18 protein-coding genes are annotated in these 18,032 nt (G+C 63.9%); 8 read left to right on the top strand and 10 right to left on the bottom strand.

Features of this window, described 5'->3' with window-relative positions:
• Positions 1-5: 5 nt before the first annotated feature.
• The gene (locus EZI54_RS16240) at positions 6-1,529 is read right to left on the bottom strand and encodes a YifB family Mg chelatase-like AAA ATPase (RefSeq protein ID WP_131482935.1); all 1,524 of its coding nucleotides are present in this window, start codon (positions 1,527-1,529) and stop codon (positions 6-8) included.
• A 78-nt stretch (positions 1,530-1,607) separates the two neighbouring features.
• Entirely contained in the window at positions 1,608-1,868 is a 261-nt protein-coding gene (locus EZI54_RS16235) for an accessory factor UbiK family protein (RefSeq protein ID WP_131482934.1), read from the bottom strand.
• Positions 1,869-2,236: 368 nt separating this feature from the next.
• Here EZI54_RS16235 and glnK point away from each other — a divergent pair, with 368 nt between their 5' ends.
• Both glnK and EZI54_RS16225 read left to right on the top strand, forming a co-directional pair.
• Entirely contained in the window at positions 2,237-2,575 is a 339-nt protein-coding gene (glnK, locus tag EZI54_RS16230; RefSeq protein ID WP_004578958.1) for a P-II family nitrogen regulator, read from the top strand.
• A gap of 76 nt (positions 2,576-2,651) precedes the next feature.
• On the top strand, positions 2,652-3,920 hold the full coding sequence (locus EZI54_RS16225; protein WP_131482933.1) for an ammonium transporter: 1,269 nt from the start codon (positions 2,652-2,654) through the stop codon (positions 3,918-3,920).
• A gap of 97 nt (positions 3,921-4,017) precedes the next feature.
• On the opposite strand, the gene EZI54_RS16220 is transcribed toward EZI54_RS16225, so the two are convergent.
• Complete coding sequence (locus EZI54_RS16220; protein WP_131482932.1) at positions 4,018-4,218, bottom strand: DUF6316 family protein; 201 nt, start codon at positions 4,216-4,218, stop codon at positions 4,018-4,020.
• A 230-nt stretch (positions 4,219-4,448) separates the two neighbouring features.
• Positions 4,449-5,309, bottom strand: a complete 861-nt coding sequence (speE, locus tag EZI54_RS16215) for a polyamine aminopropyltransferase (RefSeq protein WP_131482931.1) — start codon at positions 5,307-5,309, stop codon at positions 4,449-4,451.
• 171 nt (positions 5,310-5,480) lie between these two features.
• On the opposite strand from speE, the gene speA reads away from it, so the two are divergent.
• Positions 5,481-7,382, top strand: coding sequence for a biosynthetic arginine decarboxylase (speA, locus tag EZI54_RS16210; protein WP_131482930.1), 1,902 nt, complete (start codon positions 5,481-5,483; stop codon positions 7,380-7,382).
• 11 nt (positions 7,383-7,393) lie between these two features.
• Here speA and EZI54_RS16205 read toward each other — a convergent pair whose 3' ends face one another.
• Positions 7,394-8,446 (bottom strand): AraC family transcriptional regulator, encoded by a 1,053-nt coding sequence (locus EZI54_RS16205; protein ID WP_131482929.1) that lies wholly within the window; start codon positions 8,444-8,446, stop codon positions 7,394-7,396.
• Between the two features lie 185 nt (positions 8,447-8,631).
• On the opposite strand from EZI54_RS16205, the gene EZI54_RS16200 reads away from it, so the two are divergent.
• From EZI54_RS16200 to EZI54_RS16185, 4 genes are all read left to right on the top strand, one after another.
• The gene (locus tag EZI54_RS16200) at positions 8,632-9,279 is read left to right on the top strand and encodes a sigma-70 family RNA polymerase sigma factor (RefSeq protein ID WP_207389241.1); all 648 of its coding nucleotides are present in this window, start codon (positions 8,632-8,634) and stop codon (positions 9,277-9,279) included.
• Complete coding sequence (locus EZI54_RS16195) at positions 9,276-9,908, top strand: ChrR family anti-sigma-E factor (RefSeq protein WP_131482928.1); 633 nt, start codon at positions 9,276-9,278, stop codon at positions 9,906-9,908. The genes EZI54_RS16200 and EZI54_RS16195 overlap by 4 nt, the downstream gene beginning before the upstream one ends.
• A gap of 380 nt (positions 9,909-10,288) precedes the next feature.
• Positions 10,289-11,125, top strand: coding sequence for a tRNA cyclic N6-threonylcarbamoyladenosine(37) synthase TcdA (gene tcdA / locus EZI54_RS16190; RefSeq protein ID WP_131482927.1), 837 nt, complete (start codon positions 10,289-10,291; stop codon positions 11,123-11,125).
• 115 nt (positions 11,126-11,240) lie between these two features.
• On the top strand, positions 11,241-13,094 hold the full coding sequence (locus EZI54_RS16185) for a cation:proton antiporter (protein ID WP_131482926.1): 1,854 nt from the start codon (positions 11,241-11,243) through the stop codon (positions 13,092-13,094).
• A 16-nt stretch (positions 13,095-13,110) separates the two neighbouring features.
• Here EZI54_RS16185 and EZI54_RS16180 read toward each other — a convergent pair whose 3' ends face one another.
• From EZI54_RS16180 to EZI54_RS16160, 5 genes are all read right to left on the bottom strand, one after another.
• Positions 13,111-14,064, bottom strand: a complete 954-nt coding sequence (locus tag EZI54_RS16180; RefSeq protein WP_207389240.1) for an NADP-dependent oxidoreductase — start codon at positions 14,062-14,064, stop codon at positions 13,111-13,113.
• 112 nt (positions 14,065-14,176) lie between these two features.
• The gene (locus EZI54_RS16175; protein ID WP_131482986.1) at positions 14,177-14,584 is read right to left on the bottom strand and encodes an acyl-CoA thioesterase; all 408 of its coding nucleotides are present in this window, start codon (positions 14,582-14,584) and stop codon (positions 14,177-14,179) included.
• A 47-nt stretch (positions 14,585-14,631) separates the two neighbouring features.
• Positions 14,632-15,723, bottom strand: a complete 1,092-nt coding sequence (locus EZI54_RS16170) for an SMP-30/gluconolactonase/LRE family protein (RefSeq protein ID WP_131482924.1) — start codon at positions 15,721-15,723, stop codon at positions 14,632-14,634.
• Between the two features lie 66 nt (positions 15,724-15,789).
• Positions 15,790-16,575: an alpha/beta fold hydrolase gene (locus EZI54_RS16165; protein WP_131482923.1), complete on the bottom strand. Its 786-nt coding sequence runs from the start codon at positions 16,573-16,575 to the stop codon at positions 15,790-15,792.
• A 10-nt stretch (positions 16,576-16,585) separates the two neighbouring features.
• On the bottom strand, positions 16,586-17,266 hold the full coding sequence (locus tag EZI54_RS16160; RefSeq protein ID WP_131482922.1) for a hypothetical protein: 681 nt from the start codon (positions 17,264-17,266) through the stop codon (positions 16,586-16,588).
• A gap of 154 nt (positions 17,267-17,420) precedes the next feature.
• Here EZI54_RS16160 and EZI54_RS16155 point away from each other — a divergent pair, with 154 nt between their 5' ends.
• A complete protein-coding gene (locus EZI54_RS16155) occupies positions 17,421-17,858 on the top strand; it encodes a PilZ domain-containing protein (RefSeq protein WP_131482921.1) in 438 nt (145 codons plus the stop codon).
• Positions 17,859-18,032: the final 174 nt, after the last annotated feature.

The following is an 18,032-nucleotide window of genomic DNA, read 5'->3' as shown; positions in this document are numbered from 1 at the left end:
CGCCCTCACACCGCCGAGGCTTGTGCGCCGGCCTGCCGCCGGTCCAGCTTGCGGTAGCCCAGCGCTTCCACGATGTGGGATTGCGCCAGCTGTTCGTCGCCCGCCAGGTCCGCCAGGGTCCGCGCCACCCGGAGAATACGGTGCAGCGCCCGGGCCGACAGGCCCAGCTTCTCCATCGCCTGGGCCAGCAGGCGTTCACCGGCCTCGCCCGGATAGCAGTATCGATCCAGCGCGTCGCCCTTCAGATCCGCGTTCAATGCCCCGCGTTCGCGCTGCACCGCCCGGGCCCGCAGCACGCGCTGGCGGACCGTGGCACTGTCGACGGCGTCCCGGTCCTGGCGCAGCAGGGTTTCGCCGTTCTGGACTGGCACCTCGACATGCAGGTCGAAGCGGTCCAGCAACGGCCCCGACAGCCGGGACTGGTAACGCAGCACCTGCTGCGGCGAGCACTGGCATTCGATGCTGGGATGGCCGCGATAGCCACAGGGACAGGGGTTCATGGCGGCGACAACCTGGAACCGGGCCGGGTAGGTGACCTGCTGGGCGGCCCGGGAGATCACGATCTCGCCGGATTCCATCGGTTCACGCAGCACTTCGAGGACTTTGCGGTCGAACTCGGGCAGCTCGTCCATGAACAGGATGCCGCGGTGGGCCAGTGAAATCTCGCCCGGCCGCGGACTGCTGCCGCCGCCCACCAGGGCCACGGCAGAGGCGGTATGGTGGGGCGCCCTGTAGGGCGGGCGCCGCCAGCTCTCCGGCGCCGGCGATTCCCCGGCCACCGAACGGACGCTGGCCACTTCCAGGGCGGCGTTGTCATCCAGCGGCGGCAGGATGCCAGGCATGCGGCTGGCCAGCATGCTCTTGCCGGTTCCCGGCGGACCAAACAGCAACAGGTTGTGACCACCGGCCGCGGAGACCTCCAGCGCCCGCTTGGGCACGTGCTGGCCGCGCACGTCCCGGAGATCCGGGCAACCGATGTCCAGGTCCGGTTCCGGGCAGCGCTCCAGGGGCGACAGCGGCTGCTCGCCGCACAGGTGAGCGACCACGTCCAGCAAGTGTCCGCTGGCAAACACATCGTCTTCCGCCGCCAGCGACGCCTCTTCGGCATTTTCCCGGGGAATCAGCAACTGCCGGCCCTGTTCCCGTGCGGCCATCACGGCAGGCAGCACCCCGCGAACCGGCCTCACCGCGCCATCGAGCGCCAGCTCTCCCAGGCACTCCAACTGCTGGAGGTGTTCCGCCGGCACCTGCCCGGAAGCCGCCAGGATGCCCAGGGCGATGGGCAGATCAAAGCGACCGCCCTCCTTGGGCAGATCGGCCGGAGCCAGGTTGATGGTGATGCGGCGGGTCGGAAATTCGAATCCGGCGTTCATCAACGCACTGCGCACGCGATCCTTGCTTTCCCGGACGGCCGTTTCCGGCAGTCCCACGATGGACAGGGAAGGCAGACCATTGGAAAGATGGATTTCGACGGTGACAGACGGTGCGGATACACCCAGACGGGCGCGGGTATGGACAATAGCAAGCATGGCAACCTTCCATGGTGTTCACTGTACGGTTTTGGATGAAGCGGGTCTGCGACGGCATCCTGCCGCCACCGGCGGGGCTCAGCCCTGATCGCTGCCCAGTCGCTGCTCAAGTTCGGCGACCTGCTTCTCCAGCGCTTCGACCTTTTCCCGGGTGCGCAGGAGTACCGCCTGCTGGGCGTCGAACTCCTCACGGGTGACCAGGTCCAGTCGCGAGAGCACGGACAGCACCGTGGCGCGGGCATGCTGCTCGAAATCCTCCCGGGCCGCTTTGGCCATATCCGGAACGAACTGACCCATCTGCCCCTGCAACTGTGCAAACAATTCCTGTGGTGTTTTCAAGATCAACCTCTGTGGCTCCCAAGGCATGGTCGGAAAAGTGTACCATAATCGAGGTGATACAAGTCCGGCCGGGCACGCACCGAAATGGCGCACCGAACCGGTACGTTACGGAACAGCGTGCACCATTGTAAGGCAGGCGCGTGACCCAAATCAGGGCCAGACTTGAGTAATCCACTGTTTTAAAGGGTAATTTTTGCGTTGGCACACCCGATGCTTAAAGCCTCGTACGCAATCCGCACACACTGTGTGCGAGGTGGCAGCATCCCGAGCTCAAACAAAAGGGACCTGGAAATCCGCGACGATCCGGGTGTTTTCCAGGCGTTCCACCAAACGAAAAAGTTTGAGACGGCATTACCAAGGAGACAGCAATGAAACTTGTGACTGCGATCATCAAGCCTTTCAAGCTGGACGATGTCCGCGAGGCACTGTCCGAGATTGGCGTTCAAGGCGTGACCGTCACCGAAGTCAAAGGCTTCGGGCGGCAGAAGGGGCACACCGAGCTCTACCGGGGTGCGGAATATGTGGTGGACTTCCTGCCCAAGGTCAAGGTGGAAGTTGCGATTGGCGACAACCTGCTCGACCAGGTCATCGAATCGATCACCAAGGCGGCCAACACCGGCAAGATCGGTGACGGCAAGATCTTCGTGACCGAACTGGAGCAGGCCATCCGGATCCGGACCGGCGAGACCGGGGAAGAAGCCGTCTAAAACGGACCGAATCCGATAATAACGCCAACGCAATTACCCCATTTATCCCTGAAGAGCCTTGTGCGGAGGGCTTCACATGGAAAACAACGTTTTCGAACTCCAGTACGCTATAGATACGTTTTATTTTCTTGTCATGGGCGCATTCGTCATGTGGATGGCAGCCGGCTTTGCCATGCTGGAAGCCGGACTGGTCCGTGCCAAGAACACCACTGAAATCCTGACCAAGAACGTCGCCCTCTACGCAGTGGCCTGCACCATGTACATGGTTTGCGGCTACGCCCTCATGTACGATGGCAGCGCCTTCCTGTCCGGCATGGGCACCATCGACGTTCCCAGTATCCTGAACGACTTCGCGAACCGCGATGGCGGTTTTGACGGCAGCGCCCTCTACTCCAGCGCTTCCGACTTCTTCTTCCAGGTGGTCTTTGTCGCCACCGCCATGTCCATCGTTTCCGGTGCCGTGGCCGAGCGGATGAAGCTCTGGGCGTTCCTGATCTTCGCGGTCGTCATGACCGGCTTCATCTACCCGATGGAAGGCTCCTGGACCTGGGGCGGCGCGTCCGTCTTCGGCCTGTACTCCCTGGGTGACCTGGGCTTCAGCGACTTCGCCGGTTCCGGCATCGTTCACATGGCCGGTGCGGCCGCGGCCCTGGCCGGCGTCCTGCTGCTGGGCGCCCGTAAGGGCAAGTACGGCCCGAACGGCGAAATCCGCGCCTTCCCGGGTGCCAACCTGCCGTTGGCCACGCTGGGCACCTTCATCCTGTGGATGGGCTGGTTCGGCTTCAACGGCGGCTCGGTCCTGAAACTGGGCGACATCGCCAGCGCCCACTCGGTGGCCATGGTCTTCCTGAACACCAACGCGGCAGCGGCCGGTGGTGCAATCGCTGCCCTGATCACGGCCCGCCTGATGTTCGGCAAGGCCGACCTGACCATGCTGCTGAACGGTGCCCTGGCGGGTCTGGTGGTTATCACCGCCGAGCCGTCCACGCCGAGCGCGCTGCTCGCGACCCTGTTCGGCGCCCTGGGCGGTGTGCTGGTGGTCTTCAGCATCGTCACCCTGGACAAGCTGCGCATCGACGATCCGGTCGGCGCCATCTCCGTCCACGGCGTCTGCGGCCTGCTGGGTCTGCTGCTGGTGCCGGCTACCAACGGCGACGTCAGCCTGAGCGGCCAGATTATCGGCGCCCTGACCATCTTCATCTGGGTCTTCGTGGTGAGCCTGATTGTCTGGGGTATCCTCAAGGCGGTCATGGGCCTGCGGGTTTCCGAGGAAGAAGAGTACGAGGGCGTGGATTTGTCCGAATGCGGTATGGAAGCCTATCCGGAGTTCGTCAGCACCAAGTAAACGCCGCTTCGACCGGAAACAGAAAGGCGCCCTCCCAACGGGCGCCTTTTTTACTGCCGCATAGCGAACCCAACGAGTGACCTTGTGTTAGCGGTCACTAGTAATCCGTGCCGGTCCGGACCGGCTGGCTGAGCGTCTGCTGCAGGTAGAAATTGAGTTCGAGTTCGGCCTCGAGCGCATTCTCGAAAGGCCCCTTGATCACTCCCTCCCGGGTTTCGAAATACCACGCCCCGTTGACGTAGCTGAAACGCTCACTGCGAAACCAGTTCTTTTCGGCCTCTCCGTTTCTAACCACCATGATCGCCCCCTGACATGATCGCTATCCCTGTGCCGACGACCGACATGCCCTGCTCGCGGAGCAGCTGGGCTCCTCCGGCCAAGACGTCCAGGGATGCAAAAATTGGATGGACTTCACAGATAAGCGTAGGAGATCGGCTAACGCGGGAAAGACCGATTGGGCGTCTGTACCGGAATGCTTATAGCGCAACGGAATCAGCGCCGGCCCGGGCGAGCCGGCGCATCGGACCTTCAGTCCTCGAAGATATCCCGCATGAACTGCGGTTGGGCCAGGGCGCCCTTGTGGATGTCCTCGTTGTAGTAGCGCGTCACGAAAGGCCGCTCGGCGGCATCCTCCTCGCGGAAGTAGTGCAGCGGGTTTTCCTTGCTGGCCATGGTGCAGCTCCACCAGCCGGTGGGATAGACCGGCTGTGGGAACGGCAGCGTCACCACATGATCCAGGCCGGCCTTGTGCATGTCGGTATGGATATCCTTGATGATGGTCTCGGCATGCAGCAGCGGCGACTCACTCTGCTGCACGATGATGCCGCCTTCACGCAGCGCCAGCATGCAGTCCCGATAGAAATCCAGGGCAAACAGGCCTTCGGCGGGCCCCACCGGATCGGTACTGTCGATGATGATCAGGTCGATGCTGTCCGGATCGGCGTCGCGGATCCACTGGATACCGTCACCGAAGAAGAAGTTGGCCCGCGGGTCCTCGTTGGACTCACACAGCTCCGGGAAGTACTTCTCGGACATGCGGGTCACCCGCTCGTCGATTTCCACCTGCCAGGCCTCTTCCACATCCGGGTGCTTGAGCACCTCGCGCAGGGTGCCGCAGTCACCGCCGCCGACCACCACGACCTTACGCGGCGCCCGGTGCGTGAACAGGGCCGGGTGCGTCATCATCTCGTGGTAAAGGAAGTTGTCACGGCTGGTCAGCATCACGCAACCATCCAGCACCATCAGGTTACCGAAGGTCCCGGTTTCGTAGATTTCCAGTTTCTGGTAGGGCGTCTGCTCCTCGTGCAGCTTACGCTTGACCTGTAACGAGAAGGCCGTGCCCTGGTCCTGGAATACCTCGGTGAACCAGCCATCGTTCAGTGCTGACATTGTTGTGTACCTCCTGCCCTGTGGGTCGAAAAGCCGCGATTGTAGAGACTCATTGTCCTGCGCCAAAGCACAAAAATACAGGTATTTGCCGAAGTCGACATCCCCTTGCGCTTCCCGCTAAGCGCCTGCTTTCTTTACAATGGCGCCTCAAAGGAAAGGACGGGTTCCACCATGACAGATAGCAACGCGCACGAGGTCTACAACATTGCCCACTGGGGCGAGGGTTACATCGACATCGATCCGGCCGGTGACGTGCTGATCCGTCCGGACCGGGGCCTCAGCGGGGCGGCCATCAACCTGCCGCAACTGACCCGCGAACTGTTGGACCAACAAATCCAGCTGCCGGTCCTCGTGCGCTTTGGCGACATCCTCCACGATCGCGTCAACAGTCTCTGCGACGCCTTTAACCGGACCGCCCGGGACAAGGGCTACCAGGGCGGCTACACCGCCGTCTATCCCATCAAGGTGAACCAGCAGCGCCACGTTGTCGAGGCCCTCACCCAGGCGGAACCGGCAGCCAGCAACGGCCAGATCGGGCTGGAAGCCGGCAGCAAGCCGGAACTGATGGCGGTTCTCGCCCTGTCCCGCAAACCGGGTTCGGTGATCGTCTGCAACGGCTACAAGGACCGCGAGTACATCCGCCTGGCGCTGATCGGCCAGAAGCTGGGGCACAAGGTGTTCATCGTGGTGGAGAAGCAGTCGGAGCTGCCGGAGATCCTGGAAGAAGCAAGGGCACTCTCGGTGAAGCCCCTGATCGGCGTACGCGCCCGGCTGGCGACCATCGGCAAGGGCAACTGGCAGAACACCGGCGGCGAGAAATCCAAGTTCGGCCTGTCCGCCAGCCAGGTGCTGGAAACCGTCGAACGCCTGAAGGCCGCCAACGCGCTGGACTCCCTCCAGTTGCTGCATTTCCACCTGGGCTCGCAGATCGCCAACATCCGCGACATCCAGACCGGCCTGAAGGAATGCGCCCGTTTCTACAGCGAGTTGCGCGAACTCGGCGCGCCCATAGAAACCGTCGACATCGGCGGTGGCCTGGGCGTGGACTATGAAGGCACCCGCTCACGCAGCAGTTGCTCCATCAACTACAGCATGGGCGAATACGCCTACAACGTGATCCACACCCTGCAGGCGGAATGCGACCGGGTCGGCATCCCCCATCCCAACCTGATCAGCGAATCCGGCCGGGCAATGACCGCCCATCATGCGGTCCTGATCACCAACGTGATCGATGAGGAGGCGCCCCCTAATCCGTCGCCCCGGGAACCCGCCGGCGATGCGCCGGGGCCGCTGCACGACCTGTGGCGCGACTACGGCAGCCTGCAGGCCCGGGACCCGGACCGCTCGCGGGTCGAGATCTATCACGACGTGATGCACGCCATCAGCGACGTGCATGCCCTGTTCGCGCACGGCCTGCTGTCCCTGTCCCACCGGGCCGAGGCGGAACAGCTCTATACCGCCTGCTGTCGTGCCCTGCGTGCCCGGCTCGATGCCGGCAACCGGGCCCATCGGGAGATCATCGACGAGCTCAACGAGAAGCTGGCCGAAAAACTGTTCATCAACTTCTCGCTGTTCCAGTCGCTGCCGGACGTGTGGGGCATCGACCAGATTTTCCCGGTCCTGCCCATCAGCGGCCTGGACCAGCCCCTCAACCGCCGTGCGGTGGTGCAGGACATCACCTGCGATTCGGACGGCCGGATCGACCGCTACGTGGACGGCCAGGGCGTGGAAACCACCCTGCCCCTGCCGGAAACCAAACCCGGCGAGCCCATGCTGATGGGCTTCTTCATGACGGGCGCCTACCAGGAAATCCTGGGCGACATGCATAACCTGTTCGGCGACACCAACTCCGTCGACGTCAGCCGTGACGACGACGGCAGCTACCGGATCCGGCACCTGGTCGAAGGCGATACGGTATCCAAGATCCTGCGCTACGTGAACTTCGATCCGGACGTGCTGCGGCAGGCCTATCGGCGCAAGTTCGAAGCCGCCAAGCTGCCGGCCGCAGAGAGCGACGCCCTGCTGGCCGAGCTGGAGCAGGGGCTGGAAGGCTATACCTACCTGGAGGACTGATCCCCTCGGCCTCAGGCGGAGGCGCCCTGCCCACGATGTTCAGCGCGGTACGCCGACGGCGAACAGCGCTCCCACTTGCGGAAGGCCCGTCCGAAGTTGGACGGGTCGCTATACCCCAACTGCCAGGCAATCACCTCCACCGACTGGGAGGTGCGCGTCAGCAACCAGCGCGCCCGCATGGCCCTCACCTCGTCCAGCAACGCCTGGAAGCCCGTGCCTTCCCGTTTGAGCTGGCGCCGCAATGTGCGGGGTGAGACGTGCAGTTGATCGGCGACGGCATCCAGTCCCGGCAACGGGTCCCGGGTCACGCTCTCCAACACGCTGCGGACCCGTCCGGCCACCCCCTGGTGTCGGGCCAGCCGGGCCAGCTCCACCTCGCACTCCGCTTCCGCCAGCCGCCGTGCCACCGGGTTATGCAGCGCCATGGGCAATGCCAGCAGGTCAGCCCGGAACCGCAGCTGGTTGGCCGGCTGGCCAAAATGGGCCGACTCCCCGAACAACGCCGCATACCGGGCCCGGTGACTGGGTTCCGGGGCCGGGTAGGCCAACCGGCAGGACCCGTCCAGCATCAGCCGCTTGCCGAACAGCAGTTGATTGACATCCATCAGGGCCGCCAGCACCGCCTCGACGTTGAACCTGTAGAGGTCGTCGAAGTCGTGTCGCATGTCCAACTGGATCACCGCGTCACCGCCCTCCACGAAAAAGGTCAGGTCGATATAGGCGAAACGGATGGAGAAGTACTTGGCCAGGGTTCGCAGGGCTTCCTCGATGGTGGCGCAACTGATCGCCGCCTGCGACAGGGAGCCATGGGTGGTGAACTTCAGCCGCTGGCCAAAGGCCAGGCCCAGGGCCGGATCCCTGCTCTGCTTCAATGCCTCGCGGCAGACCGCAACGAACTCGGCCACCGTCAGCAGGGTGTCGGGGTGGAGCAGACGATCGGCCGCCAGGCCGACGGCAGCGAACACGGCGTCCCGCCTGCCGCCCTCCTCTTCCAGGAGCTGACCCAGAATCTCCACGTAGTGGGCGCGGATCGCAGGACAGTGCAGGTCCAGGGAATCACTCATCGGCATCGATGCTCACGAGACAACATGACTGGCAGGTTAATGTGCCGTTCCGGTGCCCACAATCACTCCGTCGACGGGACCTCCCCGACAGGAGGGCCATGTGCCAGTTTTTCCCGCCGCGTGATCCGGCTGAACCGCGGGCTCGTACATCCGCTGGACTGACAAACCCATGGCGAGCACCTAGAATGATGACATCAACCCGTGCAATAACAGCCACCACAGGGGATCGCAACGTGTCCACGCCGAGTGCCGGTTCCAACAGGGCTGAGGGCCGCAAGGATCCCTGGAGCCAACTGCTGGAAAAAGTCGGCAAGCACCAGGACCGGGAGGCGTATCGTTCCCTGTTCGAGCATTTCGCGCCACAGATCAAGTATTACGCGCTGGCCAACGGTCTGGCCAGTCAGGCCGAAGAACTGGTCCAGGAAGTGTTCGTGTCCATCTGGCGCCGTTCCTGCCTTTACGACTGGCGCAAGGCCGCCGCCTCCACCTGGATTTTCACCATCGCCCGTAATCAACGCATCGACATGCTGCGCAAGATGCAGCGTTCCCGAGCCGAGATGACGGTGGAAACGGAGGATCTGTGGCAGATCCCGGGTGACGACGAGAACGAACCGGTCACCTCATTGCACCGCCTGATGTCGGAAAGACGCATCCGGGACTCCCTGAAACACCTGCCCGAAGAACAGATCACCGTCATCGCCAAGGTGTACATGGAAAACAAGTCCCACCAGGTCGTTGCAGACGAACTGAACATTCCTCTGGGCACGGTCAAGAGCCGCGTCCGGCTGGCGCTCAACAAGCTCAAAGTTATCCTGCAGGACCAGAACGCATGACCCAGCACCATCCTGACAGTCACAGCCTGATGGAATTCAGCGCCGGGAACCTGAGCGATCCCCACGCGCTGTGCATTCGCCTGCATCTGGACCAGTGCCCGCACTGCCGCAGCCGTGTCGATACGCTGGACAGTCTGGGCGCCATAATGCTGGAGGACCAGCCGGGTGCCGGAGTGGCGGATGATGCGTTCGACCGCCTGCTGTCGCGGATCGACAGCGAACCTGCCGAGCCCGAGCCCAAACACCGGGCAGGCGACCCATTGCATCGCCTGCTCGGCGAGGACCTGAACGCCCTGCCCTGGAAGCGCCAGCTGGCTGACGTCAGCGTACTGGACATCAGTCACCTGTTCCCCGGGCAGCCGGAAAAAGTGGTGCTGCAAAAGCTGGCGGCCGGAGGCAAGGCCCCCGCCCACACCCATCGCGGGCTGGAAACCACCATCGTCCTGCAGGGCGCTTTCACGGACCACAAGGGAGTATTCAACCAGTGGGACTTCGTGGTGCTGGACGAGCACGACGAGCATCGCCCGATCGCACTGGAAGGGGACGACTGCATCACCCTGTCCGTGCTCAGCGCCCCGCTCAAGCTGACCGGCACCTTCACCCGGTTGCTGAATCCGTTTATCCGATAGCGGCCTTGTGCTCACTCACCCCGGCCTGCCGGAGCTTTCCGGGTCTCCGTCGTCAGGGATACTTCCGTGACGGCGCCTGTCGACAAGGCGCCGACGCCATACCACCCTGTCCGGAAATGACCGACACTTGTCAGCTTTTGACCTTCTCCCGGTGTCGTGTATCTGGAAAATAGACCCCGTTGATTAGTGTCTCTGAACTAGTCCGGCTCGATCCCCTCGGGGTGAGCCATCTTGCTTGTCCAGCCACGCCCCTTGGCGTGGCCTTTTTTTGCCTGCCCGATTCCGGTTTTCACGCATACCCGGCCAATGCCGTCCCCGCCCGGCTCAGGTACAATTCGCGCTTGATCCATCCCGACCATTGACGTTCCCCGGGAGAGCGCATGAACGCAGACGATTTCAGCTTCCGATTCGGCGGTATCGAGCGACTCTATGGCCGGCGCGCCCTGCAGGCGTTCCGTGGCGCCCACATGGCGATCGTGGGCCTCGGCGGTGTGGGCTCGTGGGCGGCCGAAGCCCTGGCCCGCAGCGGTATCGGCCAAATCACGCTGATCGACATGGACGATGTCTGCGTGTCCAACACCAACCGCCAGCTTCACGCGCTGGCCGGCGAGTACGGCCGGACCAAGACCGATGTCATGGCCGGGCGCCTGCGCGCCATCAACCCCGAGCTGCAGATCAACATCCATTTCGGTTTCCTGACGCCGAAGAACGTCACCGAACTGCTGGCCGACGAGCTCGACGGCGTGGTCGACGCCATCGACAGCGTCAAGGCCAAGGCGGCCCTGATTGCCCACTGCAAGCGGCGCAAGATTCCCCTGGTGTGTGCCGGTGGCGCCGGCGGCCAGATGGACCCGACCCAGATCCAGGTCAGCGACCTGTCACGCACCACCCAGGACCCGCTGCTGGCCAAAGTCCGCAACCTGCTGCGCCGGGAATACCATTTTTCACGCAACCCAAAACGCCGATTCGGCGTTGAGGCGGTGTACTCGCTGGAGCAGCTGACTTATCCTGCCGGTGATGGTGGGGTCTGCCTGCAGAAACCGGACACCAGCGGCCCGGTCCGGCTGGACTGCGCGTCCGGCTTCGGCGCCGCCAGCCCGGTCACGGCGACCTTCGGCTTCGTGGCCGCATCGCGCCTGCTGAACCGGCTGGCACGTAAGGCCCGGCAGCCCGAAGCCGCCGGCACCGAGGCCATAAACCAGACCGTGACGGGATGACGGTCGACTGAAGGCATTGCCTCAGTGCAGCAGACCGGCTTCTGAGCCGCCACCATACACATGCCCGTCACCAGGACGTGGCCGTTTCCACCGAAATGGATGATTAGCCCAGTCTATGTCTGCGAACATTGTTCTGCTGCTCGCGAGCATCGGTGTCCTTTCCCTTTTCTGCCAGTGGCTGGCGTGGCGTGTGCGCATGCCGGCCATCCTGTTCCTGCTGGCCGGTGGTCTCGCCGCCGGCCCGGTGCTGCACTGGCTGGAGCCGCAACAACTGTTCGGCAACCTGCTGTTCCCGCTGGTATCGCTGGCGGTTGCGGTGATCCTGTTCGAGGGCAGCCTCACGCTGCAGTACCGGGAGATCAAGGGCCACGGCCGCATGGTGCGCAACCTGGTCCCGATCGGTTCGATCGTGACCTGCACCGTGGGCACCCTCGCCGCCCACTGGGCCCTCGACATTTCCTGGGAGGTGGCGCTGCTGTTCGGCGCCATCTGCATCGTCACCGGCCCCACGGTGGTGGCGCCGCTGCTGCGCTCGGTCAAGCCCGCCGCCAAACTGGCCAACATCCTGCGCTGGGAGGGCATCATCATCGATCCGGTGGGTGCCCTGCTGGCGGTACTGGTATTCGAGGGCATCGTCTCCTGGGGACAGGGCAACGTCTTCGAGCACTCCCTGTACATCTTCGGCAAGACCATCGTTATCGGCATCGTGCTGGGCGGTATTGCCGGCTGGCTGACCGGTGTGGCCTTACGCAAGCACCTGCTGCCCCAATACCTGCACAACGCCGGCACCCTGACCTTCATGCTGGGCGTCTACGCCTTCTCCAACGAGATGGCCCATGAATCCGGCCTGTTGACGGTGACGGTGATGGGCATCTGGATGGCGAACATGAAGCAGGTGCCGATCGAAAGCATCCTGGAATTCAAGGAATCCCTCAGCGTCCTGCTGATCTCGGCCCTGTTCATCATTCTCGCCGCCCGGGTCGAATTTACCGCCATTGCGGACCTGGGCTGGCAACTGGTGACCGTGCTGGCCGTGCTGATGCTCGTGGCCCGGCCCATCACTATTTTCCTGTCCGCCATCGGCACCACCCTGACCTGGCGGGACAAACTGTTTCTCAGCTGGATCGCGCCGCGGGGCATCGTCGCCGCAGCGGTCTCCGCCCTGTTCGCCTTCCAGTTGCAAAAGCTCGGCTACGAAAGTGCCGGCGTGCTGGTGCCGCTGGTCTTCATGGTGATCATCGCCACAGTGACCCTCCAGAGCCTGACGGCCCGCCCCCTGGCGCAGCTGTTGAAGGTGGCGGAGCCGGCGGATTACGGCTTCCTGATCCTCGGCGCCAACAGTGTGGCCCGCCAGATCGGGCTGGCCCTGCAGAAAGTGGAGGTGCCGGTGGTGCTGACCGACACCAACTGGGAAAACGTGCGCCAGGCCCGCATGGATAACCTCAACGTCTACTTTGGCAATCCCGTGTCGGAACACGCCTCCACCCACCTGGACCTGACCGGCATCGGCAACCTGCTGGTGATTTCGCCCTACAAGCAGCTCAATTCGCTGGCGACCTATCACTTCCTGGACTGGTTCGGTAACGGCAGCGTCTACAGCCTGTCGGAAGGGGATCAGGACCAGAAGGCCCGCCACCAGACCGCCGAGAAGATCCAGCAGACCCGCGGCCTGTTCGGCGATGTCAGCTACGCCAAGCTGGCCAGCCTGGTGAGCAAGGGCTATACGGTGAAAACCACGCAGTTGAGCGAGGCCTTCAGCTACGAGGATTTCCAGGCCCAGTACGAAAACCAGGCCCTGCTGCTGTTCGTCATCGATCCGCGGGAACGGATCCAGGCGGTGACGTCACAATCCAACCTGAAGCTGGACAAGGGCTGGATGCTCCTGAGCCTGGTGCCGCCGCAACCGCCCAAGGAACGCAAGGAGAAGGATGCCGGGCCGGAGCCGGCCGGCGCCACGGCGACCGCCTGAGGCCTCTCAAACAGCTTTAGCGGGCCTGGCAGTCCAGCACCAGCTTGCCCCGCACGTGGCCGGTTTCCAGTTTACGCTGGGCGTCGGCCGCGCGGGCCAGCGGAAAAATCTCCTCCACGTGCAGCCGCACGTCGCCGTCCTCGATCAGTTCGGCGATTTCCTCCAGGTGGAACACGTCGGGCCGCACGGTCATGCCATGGGCCTTGAGTCCCATGTTCTCCGCTTCGGTAATGATGCCGTCGGCGGTCACCGTGGGCACGGTGACCAGCACCCCGTGTTCCGCCAGGCAGTGCAGCGAGCGCTTGCCGGTATCACCGCCGACCAGGTCGAAGATCAGGTCCAGCCCGTAGCAGGCATCAACGAAATCGTCGCGATTGTAATCGATCACCTCATCGGCGCCGAGGGTCGCCAGGAAATCCGCGTTGCTCTCCGACGCCGTGGCGATCACGTGGGCTCCACGAGCCCGGGCAAACTGGATCGCCAGGTGGCCAACACCGCCGGCGCCGGCGTGGATCAGCACCTTGTGATCCGACTGGAGCTCGCCCATCTCGAACAGCCCCTGCCAGGCGGTCAGTGCCGCCAGCGGCAGTCCTCCGGCCTCGGTCAGGTCCATCTCCTCCGGCACCACGATCAACTCGTCGGCGCGGGCCAGGGCGTACTCGGCGTAACCTCCACCGCCGGAGGGGAAACCGATCATCCCCATCACGCGATCGCCGGCAGACAGGGTGTGAACCCCCTCGCCGACGTCGGTTACCGTTCCGGCCACGTCATATCCTGGCGTCCAGGGCAGGCGATCGCGGATCTGCTGGGCGGCAAACCCCAGCCCCTTGCGGGTTTTCCAGTCGATGGGATTGAGGCCGGCGCCCGCCACGCGGATGCAGACTTCTCCGACCGCCGGCACCGGGTGCTCGGCTTCGGTCAGTTTGAGTTCATCCGCTTCCCCGAAGCGCTCATAGACAATGCGACGCATACTGGTTTCTCCCATGCGGCGTTGGGAAACGCCGGGCCCGCTTGCTGCTACGGGACGGCCGGTTTCCAGGCGGGCGGACGCCTGCTTTCCAGCAAGCGTAGCAGAATCCGGTTTATTCGGTAGTCACCACGGCATGGCCGAGGATGTCGCCGTATTCCCTGGGCACCCGGGCCGGGCGCTGGGTCTTGAGATCCACACAGGCGTGGCTGGACCTGGCACGCACCAGGGATTTGCCATCGGATTGGCGCACCAACTGGAAACGGCGGGCCGAACGGAAACGGCCGTCGAAGTCCACCAGCCAAGTGCCCAGCAGCAGGTGATCACCCTCGTTGGCGCCCGCCAGGTAATCGATCTCGGTGCGGGTAATGGCCATGGCGCGACCGGTCGCCTCATGGCGCTCCCAGGTCATTCCCAGGCTCTCGATATGGGCCCAGCTCACTTCCTCGAGCCAGCGCACGTAGACCACATTGTTGGCATGGCCGAGACGGTCGACGTCTTCAGGCTGGACCACGATGGGCATGATGAAAGGGTCCGGCAGGTCCCAGTCGATGAGGTCGGGCACGTCACTCACGGCGATGTCTCCTTGTTCAGGGCGGGAATGCGGCTGATCGGCAGCCGCCCGATGCGGTCATTGTGCAGGGTTCCGAAATACAGCATGCCCAGATGCGGCTCCACCGAGGTGATCTCCTTTAAATGCGTGCCGGTGGTGTCGTGCAGGGTGGCCAGCAGCTTGCCTTCGCTGTCGAAGGCCATCACCAGACCATACGCCTGCACCGGTGGCTGGAGGCTGTCGGGCAGCTTGGCCACCTGATCCTTGATCCAGGGGTGCGGCTGCATCCAGTCCACCGCCGGATTGCGTGGCGTCGGCAGCGCGACCCAGAAGCGGCCGTGGCTGTCTGCCGCCACGCCGTCCGGGAAGCCCGGCAGGTTATCGGCAAACACCTCCGCCGTCCCGGCCTTGCGGCCGGTCAGCCAATATTTCAGGATGCGGTATTTCCACGTTTCATTGACCAGCAGGAAGCTACCGTCTTTGGCCACCGCCACGCCATTGGCAAAATAGAGGCTGCGCATCAGCACATCGGTCTTGCGGGTGGCCGGATTGTAGCGCATCAGGCGGCCGTGCGGCTGCATTTCCAGCAGGTCCAGCCGATACTCGGACTGGTTGAAGCGGGAACTGGCATCGGTGAAGTAGATCATCCCGTCCGGGGCAATGTCCACGTCGTCGGTGAACTTGAAGGGCAGCCCCTCCGCTTCCCGGGACAGGGTGCGAATCACGCCTGAGGGATCGATCGAGAGCAGCCCTTTGTAAGCGTCGGCCACGATCAGGCTGCCGTTGCGATCGAACTCCATCCCCAGCGGCCGGCCGCCGGTCCGGACCCAGGTCTCCACGCGGCCATCCGGCCATACCCGCACCACCTTGCCGTCCTGGGTGCCGCCGTAGACACGACCGGTCTTGTCCACATCCACATCCTCGGGGCCGTACACTTCCCCCTTGGCCAGCAGGTCCGCCTGACGCAGCAATTCGTTGGGCGCCGTGCGGCCGGAAAGTCCGGGCGGCGGCGAAGGGGGCCAGGCCCGGCTATCGACCGGTGACGGTGTCAGCAGAAACCCGCCAATGGCCAGAAACAGGACCACACAGATTGCATACACCCAACGCATGAAAACTCCTTGTTATTGGACACCCCGGACTAACAAAACTAGCAGATGCAGTAGCGGCCATGCCCATCAACTCGGGTCAAACTCACCGTCCAGGAAGCGTCGGCACAGGTTGGCGAACAGATCGGGCTTTTCCGCATGCAGCCAGTGGCCCGTGCCCGGGATGATGCGCAGGGAGGCCTTGGGGAAATAGCGGGCAAAGGCCTCGCGCTGGTCCTCGCCGATGTAATCGGACTCCCCACCCTTGATGAACAGGGTCGGCCCATCGAAGGGGCCATCCGCGGTCGGGCCTGCGGCAATCTGTTCATAGTGGTCCCGGATCGCGTCCAGGTTCAGGCGCCAGGCAAAGCCGCCCTCGCCGTCGCGCACCAGGTTCTTGAGCAGGAACTGGCGCACGGGCGTCACCGGGACATAGTGCGCCAGGGCCTGGTCCGCCTCGCCGCGCGAGCCGATTTGCGCCAGGTCGAGCTGGGTGAGTCCCTCGATGATCTCGTCGTGGTGCGGTGGATAGGCCACCGGCGCGATGTCCGCCACGATCAGGCGGTCCACCCGGTCGGGATGGGCCAGGGCCAGCTCCATGGCCGTCTTGCCACCCATGGAATGACCCAATACGGAAGCCTGTTCCAGGTGGGCCCGGTCCATGTAGCGCAGGACGTCGTCGGCCATGGCGGGATAGTCCATGGCGTCGGTGTGAGGGGAGCGACCGTGGTTGCGCAGGTCGAGGGCATGAATCTGCCAGTTGTCGGCCAGGCGCTGGGACACGCCGCCCAGGTTTTCCAGGGAACCGAAAAGTCCGTGCAGGACGATCAGCGGCTCGCCCTCTCCCGTCACGCGGTGATGCAAGTCCAGGCTCAAGTCTGCCTCCTTATAGCCAGGCGCGGAGTTCACCCAGCGCCGTCGAATTGAGCAGGTAGGATACCTCATGTTGCAGGGCCAGTTGCTGCACGTCCGCCGCCAGGGCGTCCAGGTCATCCACCTGTGGACTCAGGCCGGAATGATCGGAGACATAGCCCCACATATGCTGCAGGGCATTGCGGATCCCCCCTTCCGGCGGCGTCACCCGGGAGGCGTTCACCAGCGCCAGCCACAGGGCATCAAGGGGCACGGCGCGGGCAGCCACACGACGGCCAAAGCTGTGGTAGGCCTGCCGGTTGCGCGCCAGCAGGCTGTACTTGTAGGTAGCCCACAGCTCATGATCGTTGCGGGGCATGCGGATACGGCCACGATGGCCGGCTTCGGCCCGGGCCGTAATGAAGCGGGTTTCCTCCGCCAGCGCCACAGGATCGAGCGGCGGCCAGAGGATCGCCTCACCGGTCACCGCCACCTGCCCGGGAACGGCCTGGCCGCGCAGGGTCATTTCCCCCATCAGCTGGTTCAGGCGCAGGGTCAGGGCGTCCTCATGCCCCTGCCAGCCCGCCGGCATCCGGTCACCGGCGCTGCGGCCGCGATCGGTACCGACGAGGCCTACCAGCAGGCGCATCTGTGCCGCCAGCAGTTCGTCATCGAGAAATCCGGCGTCCAGGTCGAACACCCTGTTCTTTTCCATCTACGCACCTTCCTGTCAACGCGCCGCGCCGGTTTGGTCACTCCGGTCACAGAACCCGGCGGTCAAAATGACCCATAATGAATTCAGGCGATCAACGAACGACCGGTCCGATCCGGCCCGGGGCCAACACCGACCAACGGAGTGACCATACGCTATGAGACGAGTCAGTCCCCACGACAGGCGCCGCTTCCGCCGGCTCCCCGCTACGGAGCTGAACCTGGCCTGGCGACCGCGCAACCGCCTGTTCGCCCGCTATCGCAACATACAGGGCCATGATTTTACACGGGAAGGCGTGGCTGTCACCGCGGCCGCGGACACATTCAGCGAAGGCGACCGGATCGAACTGCAGTTGGAACTGGTCATGGCCGGCACGAACCTGACGGCCCAGGGGGTGGTTGCCGAGGTCGTCAATGTGGCGCGCCAGGGCCACCAGGCCCGGGTGGGACTGGCTTTTGATGTGCCCGCCAGTCGCCGTTTCGGCGCATCGGCCCTACGCGCCCGCCTGGGCCGCATGGAAGGCATCCTGGAGCGGAGCGAGAAACAGTGGCTGCGGTCCCAGCCGCTGGAGAGCATTACCGGCCTGACCGGCTGACAACAGGAACCACCCGTCCCGCCGGAATCGAGTAGGAGGGGGAGTCACCTCCCCCGTCCTCTCACACCACCGGGCATACGGTTCCGTACCACGGCGGTTCATGATTGGCTCTGAAGCCGGTTTATCGTATCCAGCAAACTGACCAGAGACAGGCGGTCGAACACCTTCTTTGGC

Source organism: Marinobacter halodurans, assembly GCF_004327985.1.
Lineage (GTDB): Bacteria > Pseudomonadota > Gammaproteobacteria > Pseudomonadales > Oleiphilaceae > Marinobacter_A > Marinobacter_A halodurans.
Note: the sequence above shows the minus strand (reverse complement) of the source record. Positions and strands in the feature narration are given on the sequence as shown.